Source organism: Streptomyces sp. Isolate_45 (assembly GCF_024721315.2).
Classification (GTDB): Bacteria; Actinomycetota; Actinomycetes; order Streptomycetales; family Streptomycetaceae; genus Streptomyces.
In genome coordinates, this window is the sequence record NZ_JANFAK020000035.1 from 1 (window position 1) to 17,798 (window position 17,798).

General features: G+C 73.6%; 18 protein-coding genes. 10 read left to right on the plus strand and 8 right to left on the minus strand.

The window, feature by feature from the left end; translation table 11 throughout:
- Positions 1-201: 201 nt before the first annotated feature.
- Positions 202-726, minus strand: coding sequence for a PaaI family thioesterase (locus NOD94_RS14070; RefSeq protein WP_281206236.1), 525 nt, complete (start codon positions 724-726; stop codon positions 202-204).
- Positions 727-837: 111 nt separating this feature from the next.
- On the opposite strand from NOD94_RS14070, the gene NOD94_RS14075 reads away from it, so the two are divergent.
- Together NOD94_RS14075 and NOD94_RS14080 are read left to right on the plus strand one after the other, a co-directional pair.
- On the plus strand, positions 838-1,776 hold the full coding sequence (locus NOD94_RS14075; protein WP_281206237.1) for a helix-turn-helix domain-containing protein: 939 nt from the start codon (positions 838-840) through the stop codon (positions 1,774-1,776).
- Between the two features lie 136 nt (positions 1,777-1,912).
- Positions 1,913-2,365, plus strand: a complete 453-nt coding sequence (locus tag NOD94_RS14080) for a hypothetical protein (protein WP_281206238.1) — start codon at positions 1,913-1,915, stop codon at positions 2,363-2,365.
- A 121-nt stretch (positions 2,366-2,486) separates the two neighbouring features.
- Here NOD94_RS14080 and NOD94_RS14085 read toward each other — a convergent pair whose 3' ends face one another.
- Positions 2,487-4,445, minus strand: coding sequence for a bifunctional glycosyltransferase 87/phosphatase PAP2 family protein (locus NOD94_RS14085; protein ID WP_281206296.1), 1,959 nt, complete (start codon positions 4,443-4,445; stop codon positions 2,487-2,489).
- Positions 4,446-4,612: 167 nt separating this feature from the next.
- Between NOD94_RS14085 and NOD94_RS14090 the strand changes: the two genes are divergently transcribed.
- Complete coding sequence (locus tag NOD94_RS14090; RefSeq protein ID WP_281206239.1) at positions 4,613-4,945, plus strand: antibiotic biosynthesis monooxygenase; 333 nt, start codon at positions 4,613-4,615, stop codon at positions 4,943-4,945.
- A 602-nt stretch (positions 4,946-5,547) separates the two neighbouring features.
- Here the strand turns inward: NOD94_RS14090 and NOD94_RS14095 are convergent.
- Entirely contained in the window at positions 5,548-5,943 is a 396-nt protein-coding gene (locus tag NOD94_RS14095) for a nuclear transport factor 2 family protein (protein ID WP_281206240.1), read from the minus strand.
- Positions 5,944-6,048: 105 nt separating this feature from the next.
- Here NOD94_RS14095 and NOD94_RS14100 point away from each other — a divergent pair, with 105 nt between their 5' ends.
- Positions 6,049-6,579: a GNAT family N-acetyltransferase gene (locus tag NOD94_RS14100; RefSeq protein WP_281206241.1), complete on the plus strand. Its 531-nt coding sequence runs from the start codon at positions 6,049-6,051 to the stop codon at positions 6,577-6,579.
- Between the two features lie 151 nt (positions 6,580-6,730).
- On the opposite strand, the gene NOD94_RS14105 is transcribed toward NOD94_RS14100, so the two are convergent.
- Positions 6,731-8,779, minus strand: a complete 2,049-nt coding sequence (locus NOD94_RS14105; protein WP_281206242.1) for an MFS transporter — start codon at positions 8,777-8,779, stop codon at positions 6,731-6,733.
- Between the two features lie 654 nt (positions 8,780-9,433).
- Positions 9,434-9,829: a hypothetical protein gene (locus tag NOD94_RS14110; RefSeq protein ID WP_281206243.1), complete on the minus strand. Its 396-nt coding sequence runs from the start codon at positions 9,827-9,829 to the stop codon at positions 9,434-9,436.
- A 103-nt stretch (positions 9,830-9,932) separates the two neighbouring features.
- Here NOD94_RS14110 and NOD94_RS14115 point away from each other — a divergent pair, with 103 nt between their 5' ends.
- Positions 9,933-10,106 carry a peptidoglycan-binding domain-containing protein gene (locus NOD94_RS14115; RefSeq protein ID WP_281206244.1) on the plus strand — a complete coding sequence of 58 codons (174 nt, stop codon included), beginning with the start codon at positions 9,933-9,935 and terminating at the stop codon, positions 10,104-10,106.
- A gap of 133 nt (positions 10,107-10,239) precedes the next feature.
- On the plus strand, positions 10,240-10,926 hold the full coding sequence (locus tag NOD94_RS14120) for an HAD-IA family hydrolase (protein ID WP_281206245.1): 687 nt from the start codon (positions 10,240-10,242) through the stop codon (positions 10,924-10,926).
- A 202-nt stretch (positions 10,927-11,128) separates the two neighbouring features.
- Here NOD94_RS14120 and NOD94_RS14125 read toward each other — a convergent pair whose 3' ends face one another.
- Complete coding sequence (locus NOD94_RS14125) at positions 11,129-11,650, minus strand: DinB family protein (protein ID WP_281206297.1); 522 nt, start codon at positions 11,648-11,650, stop codon at positions 11,129-11,131.
- 561 nt (positions 11,651-12,211) lie between these two features.
- Between NOD94_RS14125 and NOD94_RS14130 the strand changes: the two genes are divergently transcribed.
- From NOD94_RS14130 to NOD94_RS14145, 4 genes are all read left to right on the plus strand, one after another.
- Positions 12,212-12,865 (plus strand): HNH endonuclease family protein, encoded by a 654-nt coding sequence (locus NOD94_RS14130; protein WP_281206298.1) that lies wholly within the window; start codon positions 12,212-12,214, stop codon positions 12,863-12,865.
- A 101-nt stretch (positions 12,866-12,966) separates the two neighbouring features.
- A complete protein-coding gene (locus NOD94_RS14135; RefSeq protein ID WP_281206246.1) occupies positions 12,967-14,628 on the plus strand; it encodes an alkaline phosphatase D family protein in 1,662 nt (553 codons plus the stop codon).
- A gap of 194 nt (positions 14,629-14,822) precedes the next feature.
- Positions 14,823-15,434: a VTT domain-containing protein gene (locus tag NOD94_RS14140; RefSeq protein WP_281206247.1), complete on the plus strand. Its 612-nt coding sequence runs from the start codon at positions 14,823-14,825 to the stop codon at positions 15,432-15,434.
- A 399-nt stretch (positions 15,435-15,833) separates the two neighbouring features.
- Positions 15,834-16,328 (plus strand): hypothetical protein, encoded by a 495-nt coding sequence (locus NOD94_RS14145; protein WP_281206248.1) that lies wholly within the window; start codon positions 15,834-15,836, stop codon positions 16,326-16,328.
- Positions 16,329-16,513: 185 nt separating this feature from the next.
- On the opposite strand, the gene NOD94_RS14150 is transcribed toward NOD94_RS14145, so the two are convergent.
- On the minus strand, positions 16,514-16,753 hold the full coding sequence (locus NOD94_RS14150; protein WP_281206249.1) for a DUF2277 domain-containing protein: 240 nt from the start codon (positions 16,751-16,753) through the stop codon (positions 16,514-16,516).
- A 15-nt stretch (positions 16,754-16,768) separates the two neighbouring features.
- Positions 16,769-17,425, minus strand: coding sequence for a hypothetical protein (locus tag NOD94_RS14155; RefSeq protein ID WP_281206250.1), 657 nt, complete (start codon positions 17,423-17,425; stop codon positions 16,769-16,771).
- Between the last annotated feature and the right edge of the window lie 373 nt (positions 17,426-17,798).

Consider the following 17,798-nt stretch of genomic DNA (forward strand, 5'->3'; position numbering starts at 1 on the left):
CCCCCCCCCCCCCCCCCCCCCCCCCCCCCCCCCCCCCCCCCCCCCCCCCCCCCCCCCCCCCCCCCCCCCGCCCCCCCACCCCCCCCCCCCCCCCCCCCCCCCCCGGGGGCCCGGGGCCCCCCCCCCCCCCCCCCCCCCTTCGGCCGTCACGGTCGCGGTCACGGTCCCGGTCGCGGGCACGGTCGGGAAGGGCGTCGACCGTCAGGAAGGCCGTAGGACCGCGCAGGTCGTCGTCCCGTGGGCGTACAGCTTGCCGTCGCGCGTGCCCGTGACCCGGGCCTCGGCGGTGGCGGTCGTCCGGCCGACGTGCAGAACGGTGCCCTCGCAACGCAGCGCGGGGGTGTCCGCGAACACCGGGCGGATCATGTGCACGCCCAACTGCACCGTCGTGTAGGCGGTGCCCGCCGGGAGCCGGGTCATGACGGCCGAGCCGAGCGCCGAGTCGAGCAGCGTGGCGAGGAACCCGCCGTGCACCGTCCCCATGGGGTTCAGGAGGTGGTCCCCCGGGTCCCCCTCGAAGACGGTGTACCCGTCGCCCACCTCTGTGAGCCGGAACCCCAGGGTGCTCATGATCGAGGCGGCGGGCAGGTCGCCCTTGGCGGCGGCCCGCAGGACGTCCAGTCCGCTCATGGCCAGGAGCTCCGGGGTGGGTTCGGGCCTCGGCTGCCAGGTGTGGGTGCGACTGCGGGGCGCGGTGGCCGCGCCGGTGGTCTCGTACGTGGTCATGGCACCGACCCTAGGCAGCGGCGGCCTCGTGCGCGAGTGTCGGATCCGACGACCAACGATCGGATTCCGACACGGCTCGGGCGCGCGGTCCGGGCCGTTTAGGGTGGGTGGATGAAAGTCGCCGTACTGGCCCTCGACGGGGTGTTCGACTCCGGGATCTCCGCCCTCCTGGACGTCCTGCACACCGCCAACGCCCTGCGCGACCAGCTCGACGGGGCACCGCCACCCTTCGACGTCCGTACGGTCGGGGTCCGTCGTCGCGTGCGCACCGGACTGGGACACCGCATCGACACCGAGCCCGCGACGACCGCCCACGACGCCGGGCTGTTGGTCCTGCCCGCGCTGATGGAGCGACGGCCGGCGGCTCTCGTGGAGGCCGTCGCCTCCGACGCGCACCGGCCGGTACGGCGCCTGCTGGCCGGTGCCCGCGAACGGGGCACGCCGCTCGCCTCGTCGTGCACCGGTACGTTCCTGTTGGCCGAGTCCGGGGTGCTGGACGGCCTCCGGGCGACGACCAGTTGGTGGCTCGCCCCGGTGTTCCGGGACCGCTACCGCCGGGTCACCCTGGAGGAGAGCCGGATGGTGACGACCTCGGACGGGGTCACCACGGCGGGCGCCGCCTTCAGCCACCTCGACCTCGCGCTGGCCGTCGTCGGCATGCGCAGTCCGGCCCTCGCGGACCTCGTCCGGCACTACCTCGTGGTCGATGACCGGGCCTCGCAGGCCGCGTACGTCATCCCCAGCGCCATGGCCCGCCACGATCCGCTGGTCGGCGCCTTCGAACAGTGGGTACGGGCCCGCATCCGCGAACCCCTGTCCGTCGCCGACGCGGCCCGCGACCTCGGCGTCAGCGAGCGGACCCTCCAGCGCACCACGGCCCGAACCCTCGGCTGCACGCCCGTCCGCCTGGTCCAGGACCTGCGACTGGAGCAGGCCGAACACCTGATGCGCACCACCGGCCTGCCGCTCGCGGCCGTCGCCCGCCGCGTGGGGTACGAGGGCCCCGGCCCACTGCGCGCCCTGCTGCGCCGCCGCCGGGGGACGGGCTAGCCAGTTGCATCCGCCACCCCCACGGGCAGGGCGCGGGTGGTTAAGGTGTGTGCATGTCAGAAGAGCGAGGGGCGGGGCCGAGGGGCTTCAGGTAGCCCGCCAGGAAACGCCTGGCGGTTGCGACCGACGGAGTCCCATGTCACGCACCGCTCATCACATCCCCCCGTCACACGGCGAGGAGACCCCGCCCGGGCGCCCGGCGGGCAGCCCTTGGCATTCCGTGGTCCTCCACGACCTCCGCTTCAGCGCCCGCTGTTTCGCGGACGCGGCGCGGGAGTCCAGCAGGCCGCGCCCTGTCAGGATCCGGCGCCGGGTGGAGTTCCACTCCTTCCCCCGGCACAACCGCGACGCCTCCGTCGCCTGGGCCTCCGCCGTCGAGGAACGCCGGGCACGGCAGCTCCTGCGAGCCCGGGTCGGGACGCTCCTCGCGCTGCTGCACCCCGCCGGCGCAGGACCCGTACGCGCCGCGAGCGACGTGGATGCCGCAGCCGGCGCGGATCCCGGAGTCGGCGCTGCCGCCGCGGCCGACGCCGCGGACGTGGACGTGCCACCGGCGCGCCACCGGCGCGGCTCCCTCTGGCTGGCGTAGCGAAGGGCCTCCGCCCGTGCTCCGGCCCGCCCGTGCTCCGGCCCGCGCGGGCGGGGCCGGAGTGCGGCCGGGGCCGCGTACGGCAGGGGCCGGAGTACGGCAGGGGCAACGTGGGCAGGGCCTACGTACGGGCCGGGCTGCGGGTCCCCTCCGCGGCGGACGTGCGCTGCGCGGGCAGGCTCACCTGCACGCCCCGCGGGCCGGACAGGACGTGGACGAGGCCGAACCCAGCGGCGACCACGACCGCCCCGCCCAGCGCGTCCAGCACCCAGTGGTTCGCGGTGGCGACGATCGCGCACACCGTGATCAGCGGGTGCAGCACGCCCAGCAGCTTCTGCCGGCCCTTCGGGGCGAGGACCACGATGACGATCCCGCACCACAGGGACCAGCCGAAGTGCAGCGAGGGCATCGCCGCGTACTGGTTGGAGATCGCGGTCATCGCCCCGTACGAGGGGTTCGCCAGGTCCTGCACCCCGTGCACGGTGTCGACGAAGCCGAGGCCCGGCATCAGGCGCGGCGGCGCGAGCGGGTAGAGCCAGAAGCCGAGGAGGGCGAGGACGGTGGCCAGGCCCAGCGAGGCGCGGGCCCAGCGGTAGTCGCCGGGGCGGCGCCAGTACAGGACGCCGAGGATGCCCAGCGGGACCACGAAGTGGAAGGACGTGTAGTAGAAGTTGAAGAACGCCTCCAGCCAAGGCCTGTTCACCACGGCGTGGTTCACGGCGTGCTCGATGTCGATGCCGAGGACCTGCTCGATCCCGTGGATCCGGCGGGCGTTGCCCTCGGCGAGCGGGCGGCTGGTGGGGGCGGCGGCGCGGATGTGCGAGTAGAGCGAATAGCCGACCCGTATCAGCAGCAGTTCCAGCAGCAGGTTGGGGCGGGACATCACCCGCCGCCAGAACGGCAGCAACGGCACCCGGGACCAGCGGGCCTCGGCGGGCCGCCCGTGGACGGTGGGCACGGGCTCGCGCCAGTACGGCGAGGACCGCGGCAGGAACGGCACGGCGCAGGCCGCCGCGAGGGCCGCGAGGAGCGGCAGGTTGTCCCGTACGGGAGCCAGCGCGGCCATGTTCGGCAGCAGCACGGAGCTCGGCAGGGTCATGGCGAGGACGACGGCGACGGGCCACACCCGCCGGTCGGCGGCCCGCTTGCCCACCTTGCCGGCCACCGCGAGGAGCACCCACAGCAGTTGGTGGCGCCAGCCGGCCGGGGACACGGTGACGGCCACGCAGCCGGTGACGGCGACGGCGAGGAGCAGCTGCCCGTCGCGGGCGTAGCGGGCCGCGCGGCGCAGGCCGAACCAGGTGACGGCCGCGGCGAGGACGAGGGCCAGGGCGATCTCGGCGGGGCCGCCGAGGCCGAGGCGCAGGAGGGCGCCGTGGAGGGACTGGTTGGCGAGGCTGCCGGGGGTTCCGCCGAGGCCGGTGCCGACGACGTGCTCGACCCAGTACGTCCAGGAGTCGCGCGGCAGGGCGGCCCAGGACAGGGCGGTCGCCCCGGCGAAGGTCAGGGCGGCGGCCTGCGCGGCGGGCCGGCGGCCGGTGAACCACAGCAACGCGGCGAAGATCAACAGGGGTGGCTGGAGGGCGGCGGCCAGCCCCAGGAGGAAACCGGCGGGACGGTCCCCGGGCACCCGGAACACGGCGAGCAGCACCAGCAGCACGGGCAGGACGGCGGTCTGACCGGGGGACGCGGCCTCGCGGACGGGCAGCGAGACCATCATCACGGTGACCAGCACGGGCGCGGCCAGCAGCGCGGTGCGCCGGGGTACGGGGTCGGGCAGGCCGCGCGCGGCGACCAGCCCGATCGCGGCGACGAACAGCAGGGTCACGCACGTCCAGGCCACCTCCAAGGAGGGGGCGGTCACTCCGGTCAGCGGCTTCAGGACCAGCCCGGCGAAGGGAGTGCCGGTGAACTGGCCCGCGTCGTAGAGCGAACCGGGGAGGCCGGCGGGGAGGTGGAAGCCGCTGAGCCACTCGGCCGGGGGCACCCGCAGCACGGCGGCGGCCTGTCTGACGGCCAGGACGCCGGCGAGGGCCCACAGGAGCAGGCGTACCGCCCCCAGCCTGCCGCTACCGCCTATGACCCCGGCATGTCCGTCCGCACCACCGCGCTCCGCCGCGTCAGCCACGCCTCGTAGTCCTCCCACCCTGTCTCCCGCAACCCCGACTTCGCCCGGCTGCCGCGTCTCGTACCTCGTTTCACTACCGGGACGACGATATCCCCCGCGCGATCCCTAGGATGGCGCCCATGAGCATCGTGAAGATCAACGCCCTGACCGTGCCCGTCGAGCAGCGAGAGGTCCTGGAGAAGCGCTTCGCCTCCCGGGCGGGCACCGTGGAGAACTCGGACGGGTTCGAGTGGTTCGAGCTGCTGCGGCCCGTCGAGGGCACCGACCAGTACCTCGTGTACACGCGGTGGCGTTCGGAGGAGGACTTCCAGGCGTGGATGGAGGGCCCCATGAAGGCGGCCCACCAGGGCGGCGGCGACTCCTCCGGCGGCGACCGCCCGAAGCCGGCGGCCTCGGGCTCGTCGGTCTGGTCCTTCGAGGTGGTCCAGCAGGCAGCCCCGAAGCAGGCCTGACCGGGGCGGGCGGGCACGGCGGGCGGGCAGCGGGGGCGCGGCGGGCGGGCAGGCAGCGGGGCGCGGCAGGCGGGCCGAGTCGTGCCGGGCCCTCACCGACCACTGACGACCGGGGCGGGGGCTTGCCGACTGCCCCTTCCGGCCCGCCTGACGGCGGCCACCGCCAGGAGGCGCCGGGGCGGGGTCGGCCCCCTGCCATCGGAAGGGTGGATCCGGTCTCCGGACGGCCGGCACACAGCCCCGGTCGGACAGCGGCACAAGGGGTACCGCCGGAGGGAAGCACCCGGAGCCAGGACCCCTGCCACCACCGACGGTCGCCCCGCTGAGTCCCGGGGCTCAGCGCGGGCGCCGACGAGCCGGCCGCCCGACGCACCGACCGAACCGCCCCACCGAGGGCCGCCCTGCGTTGCGGTCATGCACCCCGCCCGGGCCACCCGACCCGCTGCACGGGCAGCCGGACCGCACCCCTCCCGGCACGCGAGCACACGCGGCGCGGCACAGGCGGCACGGCACACGCGGCACGACGCAGGCGGCACAGGCGGCACCGCACCGCACAGGCGGCCCGCCGAGCCCACCCCCACCACCGCGCGGCCGGCGCATCGTCACGCCCAGAACGCGTCCGATTCGTCGAGGTCCTCGACGCACTCGTCAATGTCGGTGATCTTCCCGCCGACGATGGTGAAGAAGAGGCCTTCGTGGATCTCGATGCCCCGGTCGCCCCGGTCGGCCCGCATGAGGTGGAACGACATCACGTGCCCCCGGCCGTCCGCCAGGACCCGGTCCAGGTCGACCCGAAGGGTGCCGTTGGTCTCCTCGCCGAGCCGACGGTAGAGGTCGAGGACCGCCTCCCGTCCCTTGTGGTGCCCGGAGAGCGGGCTGCTGCCGGGCACGTGGTGGATGACGTCCGCCGTCATCAGCGAGCCCATCGTCTCCATGTCGCCCTTGCCGAAGGCCTCGTAGCCACGGCGCACCAGGGCACAGTTCGGATGCTCCGACATGAACCTCACACCCTCCATTTGCCGTATTTTCACCTTTCCTCATCATCGGCCCGTGCGTGTGGATATTCCACGCGGGCGAGGCGAAGGGCGCCCCACAATGGCGCCATGGACACCAACGCGATCATCACGAGCCCCTCCACCACGACCCCCACGCCCGGAACCTGGCACGTCGTCCAGGAACCCTGCACCACCCCGGACGCCACCAACCTGCGCCGCGCGTACTACGCCGAAGTCGCCGGCCGGTATTGGGAACGGGCCGTCACCGAAGCCGAGATCGACCAGGGCATGCTGGACTTCCCGGCGGACGACCTCGCCCCACCTGCGGGCCGCTTCCTGGTCGGAAGGCTGGACGGGGTGCCGCTCTCCTGCGGTGGCCTGCGTCTGATCGACCCGGTCACCGCCGAACTCACCAGGGTGTACGTCGCCCCCCGCGCCCGCGGTACCGGCGGCGGGGCGGCCCTGCTCGCCGCCCTGGAGGACGCGGGCAGGTCACTGGGCGCCGAGCGGGTCCGCCTGGACACCCGCTCGGACCTCGTCGAGGCCCGCGCCCTCTACGCGCGGCACGGGTACCGGGAAATACCGGCGTACAACTCCGAACCGTATGCCGAGCACTGGTTCGAAAAGTCCCTCACCTGACCGGCCGACCGTCCGACGGCCCACCAACCGTCCGGCCGGACGGCAGACGCACCCACCGGCGGCCCGCAACCGGCCCACCCCGCCGACCTGCCGGTCGACCACCGGGCCGATCCGCCTGCCCGCCCAGACCGCCACCGACCGCCCCGACCGCTCAGTGCGCGGAGTGGTCCCGACGCGGCAGCGTGTCGTAGGGCTCCTCGGCGTCGGACCCGCACAACTCCCGGTTGATCTCCTCGACGAGCTTCACCAGGTCGGTCGGGCGGTCCGGCCCCCACCAGTCACCGAGCAGTTCGGCCAGGGACTCCTGCCGGGCGTCGGACAACCGGCGGGCGGCCACCCGCCCCCGGTCCGTGAGGATCAGCGCGAGTCCGTCCCGGGAGGCGAGCCCGCGTTCCTCGACCTGCCGGGCCGCTTCCGTGATGGCCCGAAGCGGGACGATGGTGCGTTCCGCGAGCACCGCCGGTTCGGCGGAGCCGTACTTGTTGATCCGCAGCAGCAGCCAGCTGGCGGCGGGGAGCAGGTCGTAGCCGGCCTTCGCGGTGATCTTCTCGTAGACGTGCCGTCGTCCTTCGCGGGTACCCAGCACGAACAGCGCGCGGGCCACCTCCTCGTGCGAGGAACGGTGGACGGGGTTGGAGGCGAGCGTCTCCGTCACGTCGGGTGCGGTGACGGAGCCACGGAGCTTGTCCTCCTTGAGGAACCAGGCGATCACGAAGGCGACGAGCACCACCGGCACGGCATAGAGGAACACGTCGGTGATGGAGTCGGAGTAGGCGTCCAGCACGCGGGGCCGCAGCTCGACGGGCAGCGTTCCGATCGCCCGCGGATCCGCCTCCAGCCCCGCCGTGCTCACGCCCGGTGGCAACGGAACTCCGGCCAGGGAGGCGGTGAGCTGGTCGCCGAGCCGGTTGGTGAAGACCGTGCCGAAGATGGCGACGCCGAAGGAGGCGCCGATGGAACGGAAGAAGGTGGCGCCGGAGGTGGCGACGCCGAGGTCGGCGTAGCTGACCGAGTTCTGCACGACGAGGACGAGTACCTGCATGACGAGACCGAGTCCCACGCCGAAGACGAAGAAGTAGACGCCCATCACCAGGTCGGAGCTGTCGCGGTGCAGCTGGTGCAGGAGCAGGAGTCCGACGGCGGTGACGCCGGTGCCCAGGATGGGGAAGACCTTCCACCGCCCGGTGCGGCTGACGATCTGCCCGGAGGCGGTGGAGGCGATCAGCAGGCCGATCACCATCGGCAGCATGTGGACACCGGACATGGTCGGTGAGACGCCCCGGACCACCTGTAGGAAGGTCGGCAGGTAGACCATCGCGCCGAACATCGCGAACCCGATGATGAAGCTGATCACCGAGCAGAGGGTGAAGGTGCGGATGCGGAACAGACCGAGCGGCAGCACCGGTTCGGCGGCCCGGCGCTCCACGATCACGAAGAACACCAGGAGCACGGCGCCGAGGACGGCGAGCCCGATGATCCGCGCCGATCCCCAGCCCCAGGTGCCTCCGAGGGAGGCGACGAGGACGAGGCAGGTGGCGACGCACGCGATGAGGAAGGTGCCGAGGTAGTCGATGGTGTGACGGGAGGAGCGGGCCGGGATGCGCAGGGCCGCTGCGATGACGACGAGCGCGACCAGACCGATCGGGAGGTTGATGTAGAAGACCCAGCGCCAGGAGAGGTGGTCCACGAACAGACCGCCCAGCAGCGGTCCGAGGACGCTCGTCGCGCCGAACACCGCGCCGAACAAACCTTGGTACTTGCCGCGCTCGCGCGGCGGGACGATGTCGCCGACGATCGCCATGGACAGGACGATCAGTCCGCCACCGCCCAGACCCTGGAGGGCGCGGAACCCGATGAGCTGCGGCATGTCCTGGGCGAGACCGCAGAGCGCCGATCCGATCAGGAAGATCACGATGGCGTACTGGAAGAGCTTCTTGCGCCCGTACTGGTCGCCGAGCTTGCCCCAGAGCGGAGTGGCCGCCGTGGCCGCCAGCATGTAGGCGGTGACCACCCACGACAGGTGATCCATGCCGCCGAGTTCGCTGACGATCGTGGGGAGCGCCGTGGAGACGATGGTCTGGTCGAGAGCGGAGATCAGCAGGCCCAGTAGCAGGGCTCCGATCGAGACGAGCACCTCTCGGGAGGCGTGCTCGGCGCCGGGACCGGGGTCCACGGCGGGCGTGGTGACATGCTGAGCCATCGGCTCCTCCTCGGGCCGGATCAACATCTCCATCCTGAGCGGTGTGTCCGGTTATGGCCTGTCGGACGGGTTGGGTGGGGCCTGAGGGGTCTGCATAATCGCAGGCATTGGCCAGGGAGGGGTACCAGTGAGCGCTGAGCGCTGTCCAGAATGCGGCGCCGTGGGCGTCGAATGCCGGTGCACGCCGGGGGTGGGGTTCAACCCGTTGCGCATTCGCCCGTACGTGGCGCTGCCGGACCAGGGTCGGGCAGGGCAGGATCCGTCGTCCCCGCAGCCCGTCCTGGGCGCGGTCGCCCAGCCCTCCGACGCCCCTGACCGGCCGCCGTTCCCCTCGGACCAGCCGTCGCCCGACGGCCCGGCAGGGCAGGTCGGGGTCGGGGTCGGGCCTGCCCCGGTACCGGGCGCGGCGCCGCCCGCGCGGCCCGGACCGCTTCCGACCCACCCGACCGAACGCCCCGGCCCGCCGCCGCCACCGTCCCCGCACCTGGACGCGCCGCCGAGCCCCGCCCCGGCGTCGCCCCCGATGTCGCCTCCGGCTCCGGCGGCCGAGGGCTCCGAGGGCGCCGCCACGACGCTGCTTCCGGCAGTGCCGCCGGCCGCTCCGGCGGAGCCCCACACCCCCGCGTATGGAATACCCGTACTGGCCTGGCCGGATCAGACGGTCCAGCTGCGGGCCGTTCCCGCACACGCCGGGCATGCCGCCCAGCACGCGCAGGTCGTGGGCGGCGCCGACCGGGAGACCGGCAGGCGGTCCCGGCGGCTGCTGCCCCTGCTGGCCGGCGCCGGCGCACTGGTCGTGGCCGGTGCGGTGGCCGTGGCCCTGGGGTTCACCGGCTCCGGGGCGGAGGACAGGGCACTGACGGACCAGAAGCCGTCGGCCCCCGCGGCCAGCGTGGTTCCGGTCGACCCGACCGGGCCTTCGCAGGAGGCGTCGAGCCCGACGCCGAGCCCGTCCGCGTCCGCTTCGCGGTCCGCGTCGCCCAGCGCGTCGCGCTCCGCGTCGCCGTCCGCCTCGCCCAGCACGTCCCGTTCGTCGTCTCCGCCCAGCACGACCCCGTCGGCCTCCGCGAGCCGCTCCGCCGGCCCGTCGTCACCCGCTCCGTCGCCGCCGGCTCAGGCGCCGACGCTGAGGTACGGGGACTCCGGCGCCGAGGTGGAGAAGCTGCAGCGGCTCCTCGCGGAGCAGGGCCTGTACGGCGGCAGGCTCGACGGCAGGTTCGGCCGCTCCGTCCGTAACGCCGTGGAGGACCTCCAGATGGAGTTCGGCATCCAGGACGACCCCTGGGGCGTATACGGGCCGGCGACCCGGCGGGCTTTGGAGGGATAGGTCACGTCCCTCGTGGTGGCGCGGACCCTCCAGAGTTTTGTATCTTGTAGGAACAAAGTGGTTCCGTCCTCAATCCCTGACCGGTGGACGGAACCACTTGTTCTCTTTTCCCGCCCCGTCTGGAGCCCCTCCCATGCCGGCCAGCACCACCACCGCCCCCGTCGTCCTGACCGCCAAGGCCCTGCTGCTGGACATGGACGGCACCATCGTCAACTCCGACGCCGTGGTCGAACGCTGCTGGCGCGAGTGGGCGGTGTCGCACGGGCTGGACCCGCACGAGGCGCTGAAGGTGGTCCACGGCCGCCAGGGCTACGCCACGATGGCCATCCTGCTTCCCGAGCGGCCGATGGAGCTCAACTACGCCGAGAACACGGTGATGCTCGCCCGCGAGACCGCCGACACCGACGGCGTGGTCCCCGTCGGCGGCGCCGCCGAGTTCATGGCGGCCATCGACTCCCTGCCGCACGCCCTGGTCACTTCCGCCGACGCCGCACTGGCAGCGGCCCGGATGACGGCCGCCGCACTGCCGATGCCGCGGATACAGGTGACCGCCGAATCCGTCTCGGCCAGCAAGCCCGACCCCGAGGGCTTCCTCAAGGGCGCCGCCGAACTGGGGGTGGACCCGGCCGACTGCGTCGTCTTCGAGGACTCCGGCGCGGGAATCGCCGCGGGCCTCGCCGCCGGCATGCGCGTGATCGGCATCGGCCCCCGCGCGGCCGCGCACGGCCCGACGGCCCACGTAGCCGACCTGACCTCGGTCCACGTCGACACCACCCCGGACGGCGCCATCCACCTCACCCTCACCCCGCCCACCGCCTGAACCCTCCACAAAACAGCCCGCCCGCCCCACCCGCCCCGACGGACCGCGGCACGGCCCGGCCCGACGCGGCGGGACCAGTCGGCTCCGCGCACCGCGCGACCCACCACGGCACCGCCACACCCGCACCGCGCACACCCCCACGGCTCCGGAGTCACGCGCGGCAGCCCCTCCGCCACGGCGCCCACCGCGGTTACCGCCACCGCTACTGCCCCACGCGCCCGTCGACGCACTCCCGCAGCAGATCCGCATGGCCGTTGTGGCGCGCGTACTCCTCGACCATGTGCACGAGGACCTCGCGCAGTTGCATCGGCTCCTCGCCACCGCCGCCGGTGACGTCGAGGTCAGGGGCCGCTGCCACCAGCCGCTCGGCGAAGGCGACCTCCTGCCGCCAGGTCGCCCACGCGTCCGCGACGACCTCCGGGTCGCCGAGCGCACCGGTGAACTCCCCGTCGCGGTCGTCCGCCGAGCGGTAGTGACGGCGTATCCGCTCCCCCGCCATGACCTGCCGGAACCAGTACTGTTCGACGCCCGCGAGGTGCCGCACCAGCCCCAGGAGCGACAGGTTCGACGGCGCCACCGACCGGCGGGCCATCCCCTCGGCGTCGAGGCCGGCGCACTTCATCTCCAAGGTGAGCCGCTGGTCGCGCAAATAGCCGACGAGGACGTCCCGTTCCCCCTGGAAGCCACCGTCCGAGCGGGCGTCGTCATCGGGGTGGACGAACATGTTGGACCAGCCGAAACGGCTGTCGGGCACAGGTGTGATCACGCCGCCGAGCGTGACCTCGACGCCCCGTCGACCACAAGGGATTTTCCCGGCGGGCCGCCGCCATGTCCCCATCCGCCCGGACCCGGTTGCCCGTAGTCACCCGGCACGGGGAGAACGGACAACACCCCGGAACCGCGCCCTCTCGCCCGCCCCACCGCGATTCCGCCCATCGCTCGCGAGGCCGGCCCGGCCCAGGAAGACGACGGCCGAAAATCCCACCGCCGACCACTCACGCGGCCACCCCGGGGCGCCCCGGGCACCCCGGGCACCCCGGGCACCCCGGGCACCCCGAATGCGAGTTTGGCCCCGCCTTGCCCCCACCACTGTGCGCGGAATCGCAACTTCCCCTTGAGTGAAGGGGCTTGAACGGCTTGATGTGACGTGCGCATGTCGGCACCCTGTCACCTGGCGCCCACCCTGACGACACCTCACGGCGCCAACATGGCCGCGTCCCGCCGGGGCAGCACGGCCACCACCCCCCGCACCCACGGAGCCCTCATGGCCCTCGCTTCCTTCCGCATGCCCTCCCTCTACGCGCGTCGCATCGGCCGCGCGGGAGTCCTCGCGTCGGCGGTCGCCCTCGCCTCGCTCACCTCGCTCGTCAACGCCCCCGGAGCCCTGGCGGCTCCCCCCGCCCCCATCAGCGCCTCGGCCGCCCGCGCCTACCTGGCCACGGTCACGCCCGCGGCCGAAGGCTCCACCAGCGGTTACAGCCGCGACCTGTTCCCCCACTGGAGCACGGTCTCCGGCGCCTGCAACACCCGCGAGACCGTCCTCAAGCGGGACGGCGTGAACGTCGTCCAGGATTCGTCCTGCGCCGCCGTCAGCGGAAGTTGGTACTCCGAGTACGACGGCGCCACCTGGACGGCCGCGTCCGACATCGACATCGACCACATGGTCCCGCTCGCCGAGGCCTGGCGATCGGGCGCCAACTCCTGGACCACCACCAAGCGCCAGCAATTCGCCAACGACCTCACCCGCCCGCAACTCATAGCGGTCACGGACAACGTCAACCAGGCCAAGGGCGACCTCGACCCCGGCAAGTGGCTGCCCTCGCGAACCGCCTACCGCTGTACCTACGCCCGCATGTGGGTCCAGGTGAAGCAGTACTGGGGCCTGCGCATGGACGCCACCGAGAAGACCGCCCTGACGAACGTCCTGAACGGCTGCTGACCCCTCACCCGAACCGGCCGTTTCTCCCCCGCCAGGGGGAGGCCACGCCCGCCCTCCACCCCGTACCGTGATCACAGGGGATGCCGACAAGGGGGATGGGGATGGCAGGACTGCGTCTGGGGCCGCTGCTGCGATACGTGGACTGGGACACGGGGGGCTCCGCCACCATATGGGTGGAGGCGGACCGCCCGTGTACCGCCGAGGTGCGCTGTGCCGACGGGGCCGGCGGCAGCACCCGCACGTTCCAGGTGTCGGGACACCACTACGCGCTCGTGCCCGTGACCGGCCTGACGCCGGGTACCACCACGACCTACGAGGTCCTGCTCGACGGGGTCCTCGTCTGGCCCGTGGCCGACAGCGGCTTCCCTCCGAGCACCGTCAGCACGCCGGCAGTGGGCGGCGGCTCCGGCCGACCCGCGCCGGGGCTGCGGGTCACCTTCGGCTCCTGCCGACAGGCCGCACCGCCCGCCGACCAACGCGGACCGCACGGCGCCGACGCCCTCGACACGCTCGCGGCCCAACTGGCGGCGGATCCGGAAGCCATCCGGCCGGATGTACTGCTGCTGCTCGGCGACCAGGTCTACGCCGACCAACTGTCCCGGGACACCCGGCGGTGGCTCGCGGCCCGCCGCGACCTGCGCGAGGCACCGGGTGCGCAGGTCGCGGACTACGAGGAGTACACCCGGCTCTATTACGAGTCCTGGCTGGACCCCGAGATCCGCTGGCTGCTGTCGACCGTTCCCAGCCTGCACATATTCGACGACCACGACGTGATCGACGACTGGAACACCAGCGCGGCATGGCTCGCGGAGATGCGCGCGACGCCCTGGTGGCCGGAGCGGGTGCTCAGCGGGCTGATGTCGTACTGGGTGCACCAGCACCTCGGGAACCTCTCCCCCGCCGAACTCGCCGCCGACCCGCTGTACGCGGCGGTACGGGACACCCCGGACGGCACTGATGTGCTGCGCACCTTCGCCGCGCGAGCGGACGCCGACCCGGCCTCGGTGCGCTGGAGCTACCGGCGGGACTTCGGCCGGACCCGGCTGCTGATGGTCGACACCCGGGCGGCCCGGGTACTGGCCGAGGACGGCCGGGCCATGCTCGACCCGGCGGAGCAGAGCTGGCTCCGGGAGAACGCCCTCTCCGGCCACGGCGGGTACGACCACCTGCTGATCGGGTCCTCGCTCCCCTGGCTGATGCCGCCGCTCATCCACGACGCGGAGGTGTGGAACGCCGCGCTGTGCCGGGGCGAGCGGGGTCCCCGGTGGGCGCGCATAGGTGAGGACCTGAGGCGGCGCAGCGATCTGGAGCACTGGGCCGCGTTCCCCAGCTCGTTCGAGGCGCTGAGCGATCTCATCGAGGAGGTCGGGACGGGCCCGCGCGCCCCTGCGACGGTGTGCGTGCTCTCGGGGGACGTCCACCACGCGTACGTGGCCGAGCCCCGAATACCCAGCACCTCGCGGGTGTTCCAGCTGACCTGTTCGCCGGTCCACAACTCCATCCACACGGCGGTGAAGCTTGGCTTCCGGCTGGGCTGGTCGCGGGTGGGTCGGTGGCTGGGGCGGGGCTTCTCCCGCCACGGCCGGACGGGGCGGCCGCCGCTGAGCTGGCGACGTACGGGCGGCCCGTGGTTCGGCAATCAGCTGATGACGCTGGCACTGGTGGGCCGGGACGCCCGGCTACGGCTGGACCAGACCCGCAAGGGTCGGTCGGGGGCTCGCCTGGTGACCGTGCTGGACCGTGAACTCACCGATGCGGAGTAACACCGGCCACCTCCCGTACGACGGGCACGGACTGCGGCGCCCCGGCCCAGCCCGGGTCGGGGCGGCCCTGAGCCCCGGTATCGCGGCGGCCCCGCGGCTCCGCGAATCGGGCTCCGGGCGTACGCTGTATGGCTGTCAAGCCGCCCCTGCCGCTCCCCGCGACGACGCGGCGCTTCGGACTGGGGAGTTCCGCTTTGCTTGAGACGCTGGGGTCGCTGACCGCGAGCCCATGGATCTACGTCGTGGTGGCGGTGTCGGTCGTGCTCGACGTGTTCCTCCCGGTGCTGCCGAGCGGCATGCTGGTGATCATGGCCGCGGCGGCCGCGGCGGCCGCGGGCGCTCCCGCCGAGGTACCGGACATCCTGGCGCTGCTGGTGATCGCCACGACCGCCTCCGTACTGGGCGACATGGCCGCGTACCGGCTGGCGAGGCGCGGCGGGGCCCGACTGGACCGGGCCATCGCCCGCTCGCGCCGCCTGACCCGGGCCCACGAACGCCTCGGCTCGGCGCTGGCCAGGGGCGGCGGCGCCCTGGTGGTGATCGCCCGATTCGCTCCGGCGGGCCGCTCGGTGGTGTCCCTGGGCGCCGGCAAGACCCAGCGCAAGGTGATGGAATTCCTGCCCTGGTCGGTACTGGCGGGCATGAGCTGGGCCGGCTACAGCGTGGCTCTGGGCTACTACGGCACACAGTGGCTGGGCACCACCTGGCTCGGCGGCGCGGTTTCCCTGATCGCCCTGTTCGCAGCGGGCTCCCTCGCGGCCTACCTCATCCGCCGCCCCCCGGAGTCCCCCGCCCCGGCAACGTAGAGCGCCCCCACTCCACCCGAACCACGGGCCGGCCACCTCCCCCGCGCCGACCCGAACGCGGCACCGGCGTGAGCGCCCCGCCATCCTCCGGACAACCGCCACCCGGACACGGACACACCCACCGACCGGTCCGCCCACCCCCCGACGCCCAAAGCCCGCACCCCATCGAGCGGCGCGGCCGGGCAGCGCGGGCAGCGCGGCCAGGCAGCCGGGGGCCGGGCCGGCACGACCAGGCCGGCACCGGAGTAGCCCGAGTGGGGCACTCGGTCACCCGTTCACCCGGCAGGGATCGCCGCGTCCCGGCAGGGCTTCTAGCGTCCAGAGCACGGCGCGCAACCGAATCCGCGTCACATCCGTGCCCTGGCCGCGCCGTTTCGAGGAGCCCGAGGAGTTCTCTCCATGACCCGCACCCGCAACCGGCACCGCCTGGCAGGGGTCGCCGCCGCGGCACTCGCCGTCGCGGCCGTCGCCCCGGCCACACTCGCCTCCGCCGCCCCCTTCGCCACCGTCTCCCCCGGGACCGTCGCCCCCGGCGCCCGCGTCAGCCTCAACATCGAGGGCTGCGGCACCAAGACCGGCCGGGCGACCTCCCGGGCCTTCGGCGACGTGTCACTGACCCCGGGCAACCTGGAGGCGACCAACCTCTTCGGCGCTGCCACCGTCTACCGCGACGCGGTCGCCGGCTCGCACCCCGTCACCTTCGAATGCGGCGGCGCGGGCGGCCAGCGCGTCACCGTCGCCCTCCAGGTCGCCTCCGGCGCCGCCCGCGGCGGCCTGGGCGGCAGCGTCGGATCGATCAGCAGCGCGCAGATCGCCATCGGCGGGGCGCTCGCCGCGGGCGCCCTCGGCGCCGGCGTCTGGGTCCTGCGCCGCCGCTCGGCGTCCATCGGCTGACCCGGCGGGGAACGGCCCGGCGACCCCGAGCCACCCCACCGGGCCACCATCCATCCGCAGGACCGACACCGGCCCCGCCCCGCCCATCGTCACCCGACGCGGCCCGCCCCGGCCGGAACGTCCCGGCCGGAGGCACCCCGCCCGGGGCTACGACGGGCCGCCCGGCGAGGGCCGGGCGGTGGCGGTCAGGCGTCGGCCGTGGCCTCGGCGGTGGCCCGGCCCCGTACGTGCACCCCGTCGAGCAGCAGTCTCGTCGCCTCCGCCACGGCGTCCACGGCGTCGTCGAAAACCTCCCGGTTGTGCGCGGCGGGCGCACGGAACCCGGACACCTTCCGTACGTACTGGAGCGCGGCCGCGCGGATCTCCTCCTCGGTGGCCTTCTCGGGGATGGCGGGCGGGCGCAAGGTCTTAATGGAACGGCACATACCTCCACTATGGCGCTACCGCGGCAGCTCGGCCCCGGACAATTTCATGATCAACCCAGCCTGGAGCCGGGCCCTCAGCTCCGGATCGGCGACCTCCTCCAGCAATCCGATGGCCTGCTGCGTGCTCTCGGCGGCCCGCCGGTCCTCCCGGAGGGAGGCGGTCTGCGCGGCCATGTGCCGCAGGGCGATGTCCGCCCGCCGGTGGAACAGCTGCCCGACCAGGGTGACGACCAGCCCGACCGAGCTCGTCACCACCCCGATGTACGCGTCCCCCGTGCCCTCCGCCTTCCAGACCGCCAGCCCGACCCCGAAGAGCAGGACGGCCGCACCGACCGCGGCGAACAATTGACTGGTCGCGAAGCTGCTGCGGGCCTGGGTCAGCCCGTAGGCGTAGTACTCGACGAGGATCGGCGTGAAGTCGTCCCGCCGGTCGCCCAGTTCGGCAGGCCCCGACCGGTTCGCACCGGCGTCCACGAAGCGCGGGTCCCGCGCGCTCGGCCGCTCCCCACTCTCGGGCTCCGCGGCCAGCGAGGCCAGCAGCCGCGCCCGCTCCCTGTCCCGTCTCCTCTCGAACCGGTCGGCGTCCAGTCGCCCGAACACCACCAGCGCGACGGCCGACAGCACCCCCGCCCCGATCACCCAGAGCCACTCCCCCACCCCGGTCACGTCCACCACCCCCACCCCGGGGATCCCCTCGCTCCGACGCGGGAAACCCACACGCCCCTGATGCGGGCCGTCGCACCCCGACCTAGACTGACGAACGCCCGAATTGTCCGTGATGAGGGAGACGCTCCATGGCCAAGCGAGGAAACAAGCGCCGCGCCCGCAAGAAGAAGAAGGCCAACCACGGCAAGCGCCCCAACGCCTGACCCCAAGCCCCCCGCCGTAACCGACGGGGGGCCTTCTCGTCCCCCTCCGCGTCATCCACACACCCCCGCACCGTGGGGAGGAGGCGGCTCGGCGTTCTGAACAACGCGGGGGAAGGCGCCGCACGCCGGCTTCGATGTCACTCCGGGCCGGCCGACCGAGACGGTCCCGGCCGGCC

Coding starts and splice junctions, on each gene's coding strand:
- NOD94_RS14070 (WP_281206236.1), bottom strand. CDS start 726: ATGACCACGTACGAGACCACCGGCGCGGCCACCGCGCCCCGCAGTCGC.
- NOD94_RS14075 (WP_281206237.1), top strand. CDS start 838: ATGAAAGTCGCCGTACTGGCCCTCGACGGGGTGTTCGACTCCGGGATC.
- NOD94_RS14080 (WP_281206238.1), top strand. CDS start 1,913: ATGTCACGCACCGCTCATCACATCCCCCCGTCACACGGCGAGGAGACC.
- NOD94_RS14090 (WP_281206239.1), top strand. CDS start 4,613: ATGAGCATCGTGAAGATCAACGCCCTGACCGTGCCCGTCGAGCAGCGA.
- NOD94_RS14095 (WP_281206240.1), bottom strand. CDS start 5,943: ATGTCGGAGCATCCGAACTGTGCCCTGGTGCGCCGTGGCTACGAGGCC.
- NOD94_RS14100 (WP_281206241.1), top strand. CDS start 6,049: ATGGACACCAACGCGATCATCACGAGCCCCTCCACCACGACCCCCACG.
- NOD94_RS14105 (WP_281206242.1), bottom strand. CDS start 8,779: ATGGCTCAGCATGTCACCACGCCCGCCGTGGACCCCGGTCCCGGCGCC.
- NOD94_RS14120 (WP_281206245.1), top strand. CDS start 10,240: ATGCCGGCCAGCACCACCACCGCCCCCGTCGTCCTGACCGCCAAGGCC.
- NOD94_RS14125 (WP_281206297.1), bottom strand. CDS start 11,650: ATGTTCGTCCACCCCGATGACGACGCCCGCTCGGACGGTGGCTTCCAG.
- NOD94_RS14130 (WP_281206298.1), top strand. CDS start 12,212: ATGCCCTCCCTCTACGCGCGTCGCATCGGCCGCGCGGGAGTCCTCGCG.
- NOD94_RS14135 (WP_281206246.1), top strand. CDS start 12,967: ATGGCAGGACTGCGTCTGGGGCCGCTGCTGCGATACGTGGACTGGGAC.
- NOD94_RS14145 (WP_281206248.1), top strand. CDS start 15,834: ATGACCCGCACCCGCAACCGGCACCGCCTGGCAGGGGTCGCCGCCGCG.
- NOD94_RS14150 (WP_281206249.1), bottom strand. CDS start 16,753: ATGTGCCGTTCCATTAAGACCTTGCGCCCGCCCGCCATCCCCGAGAAG.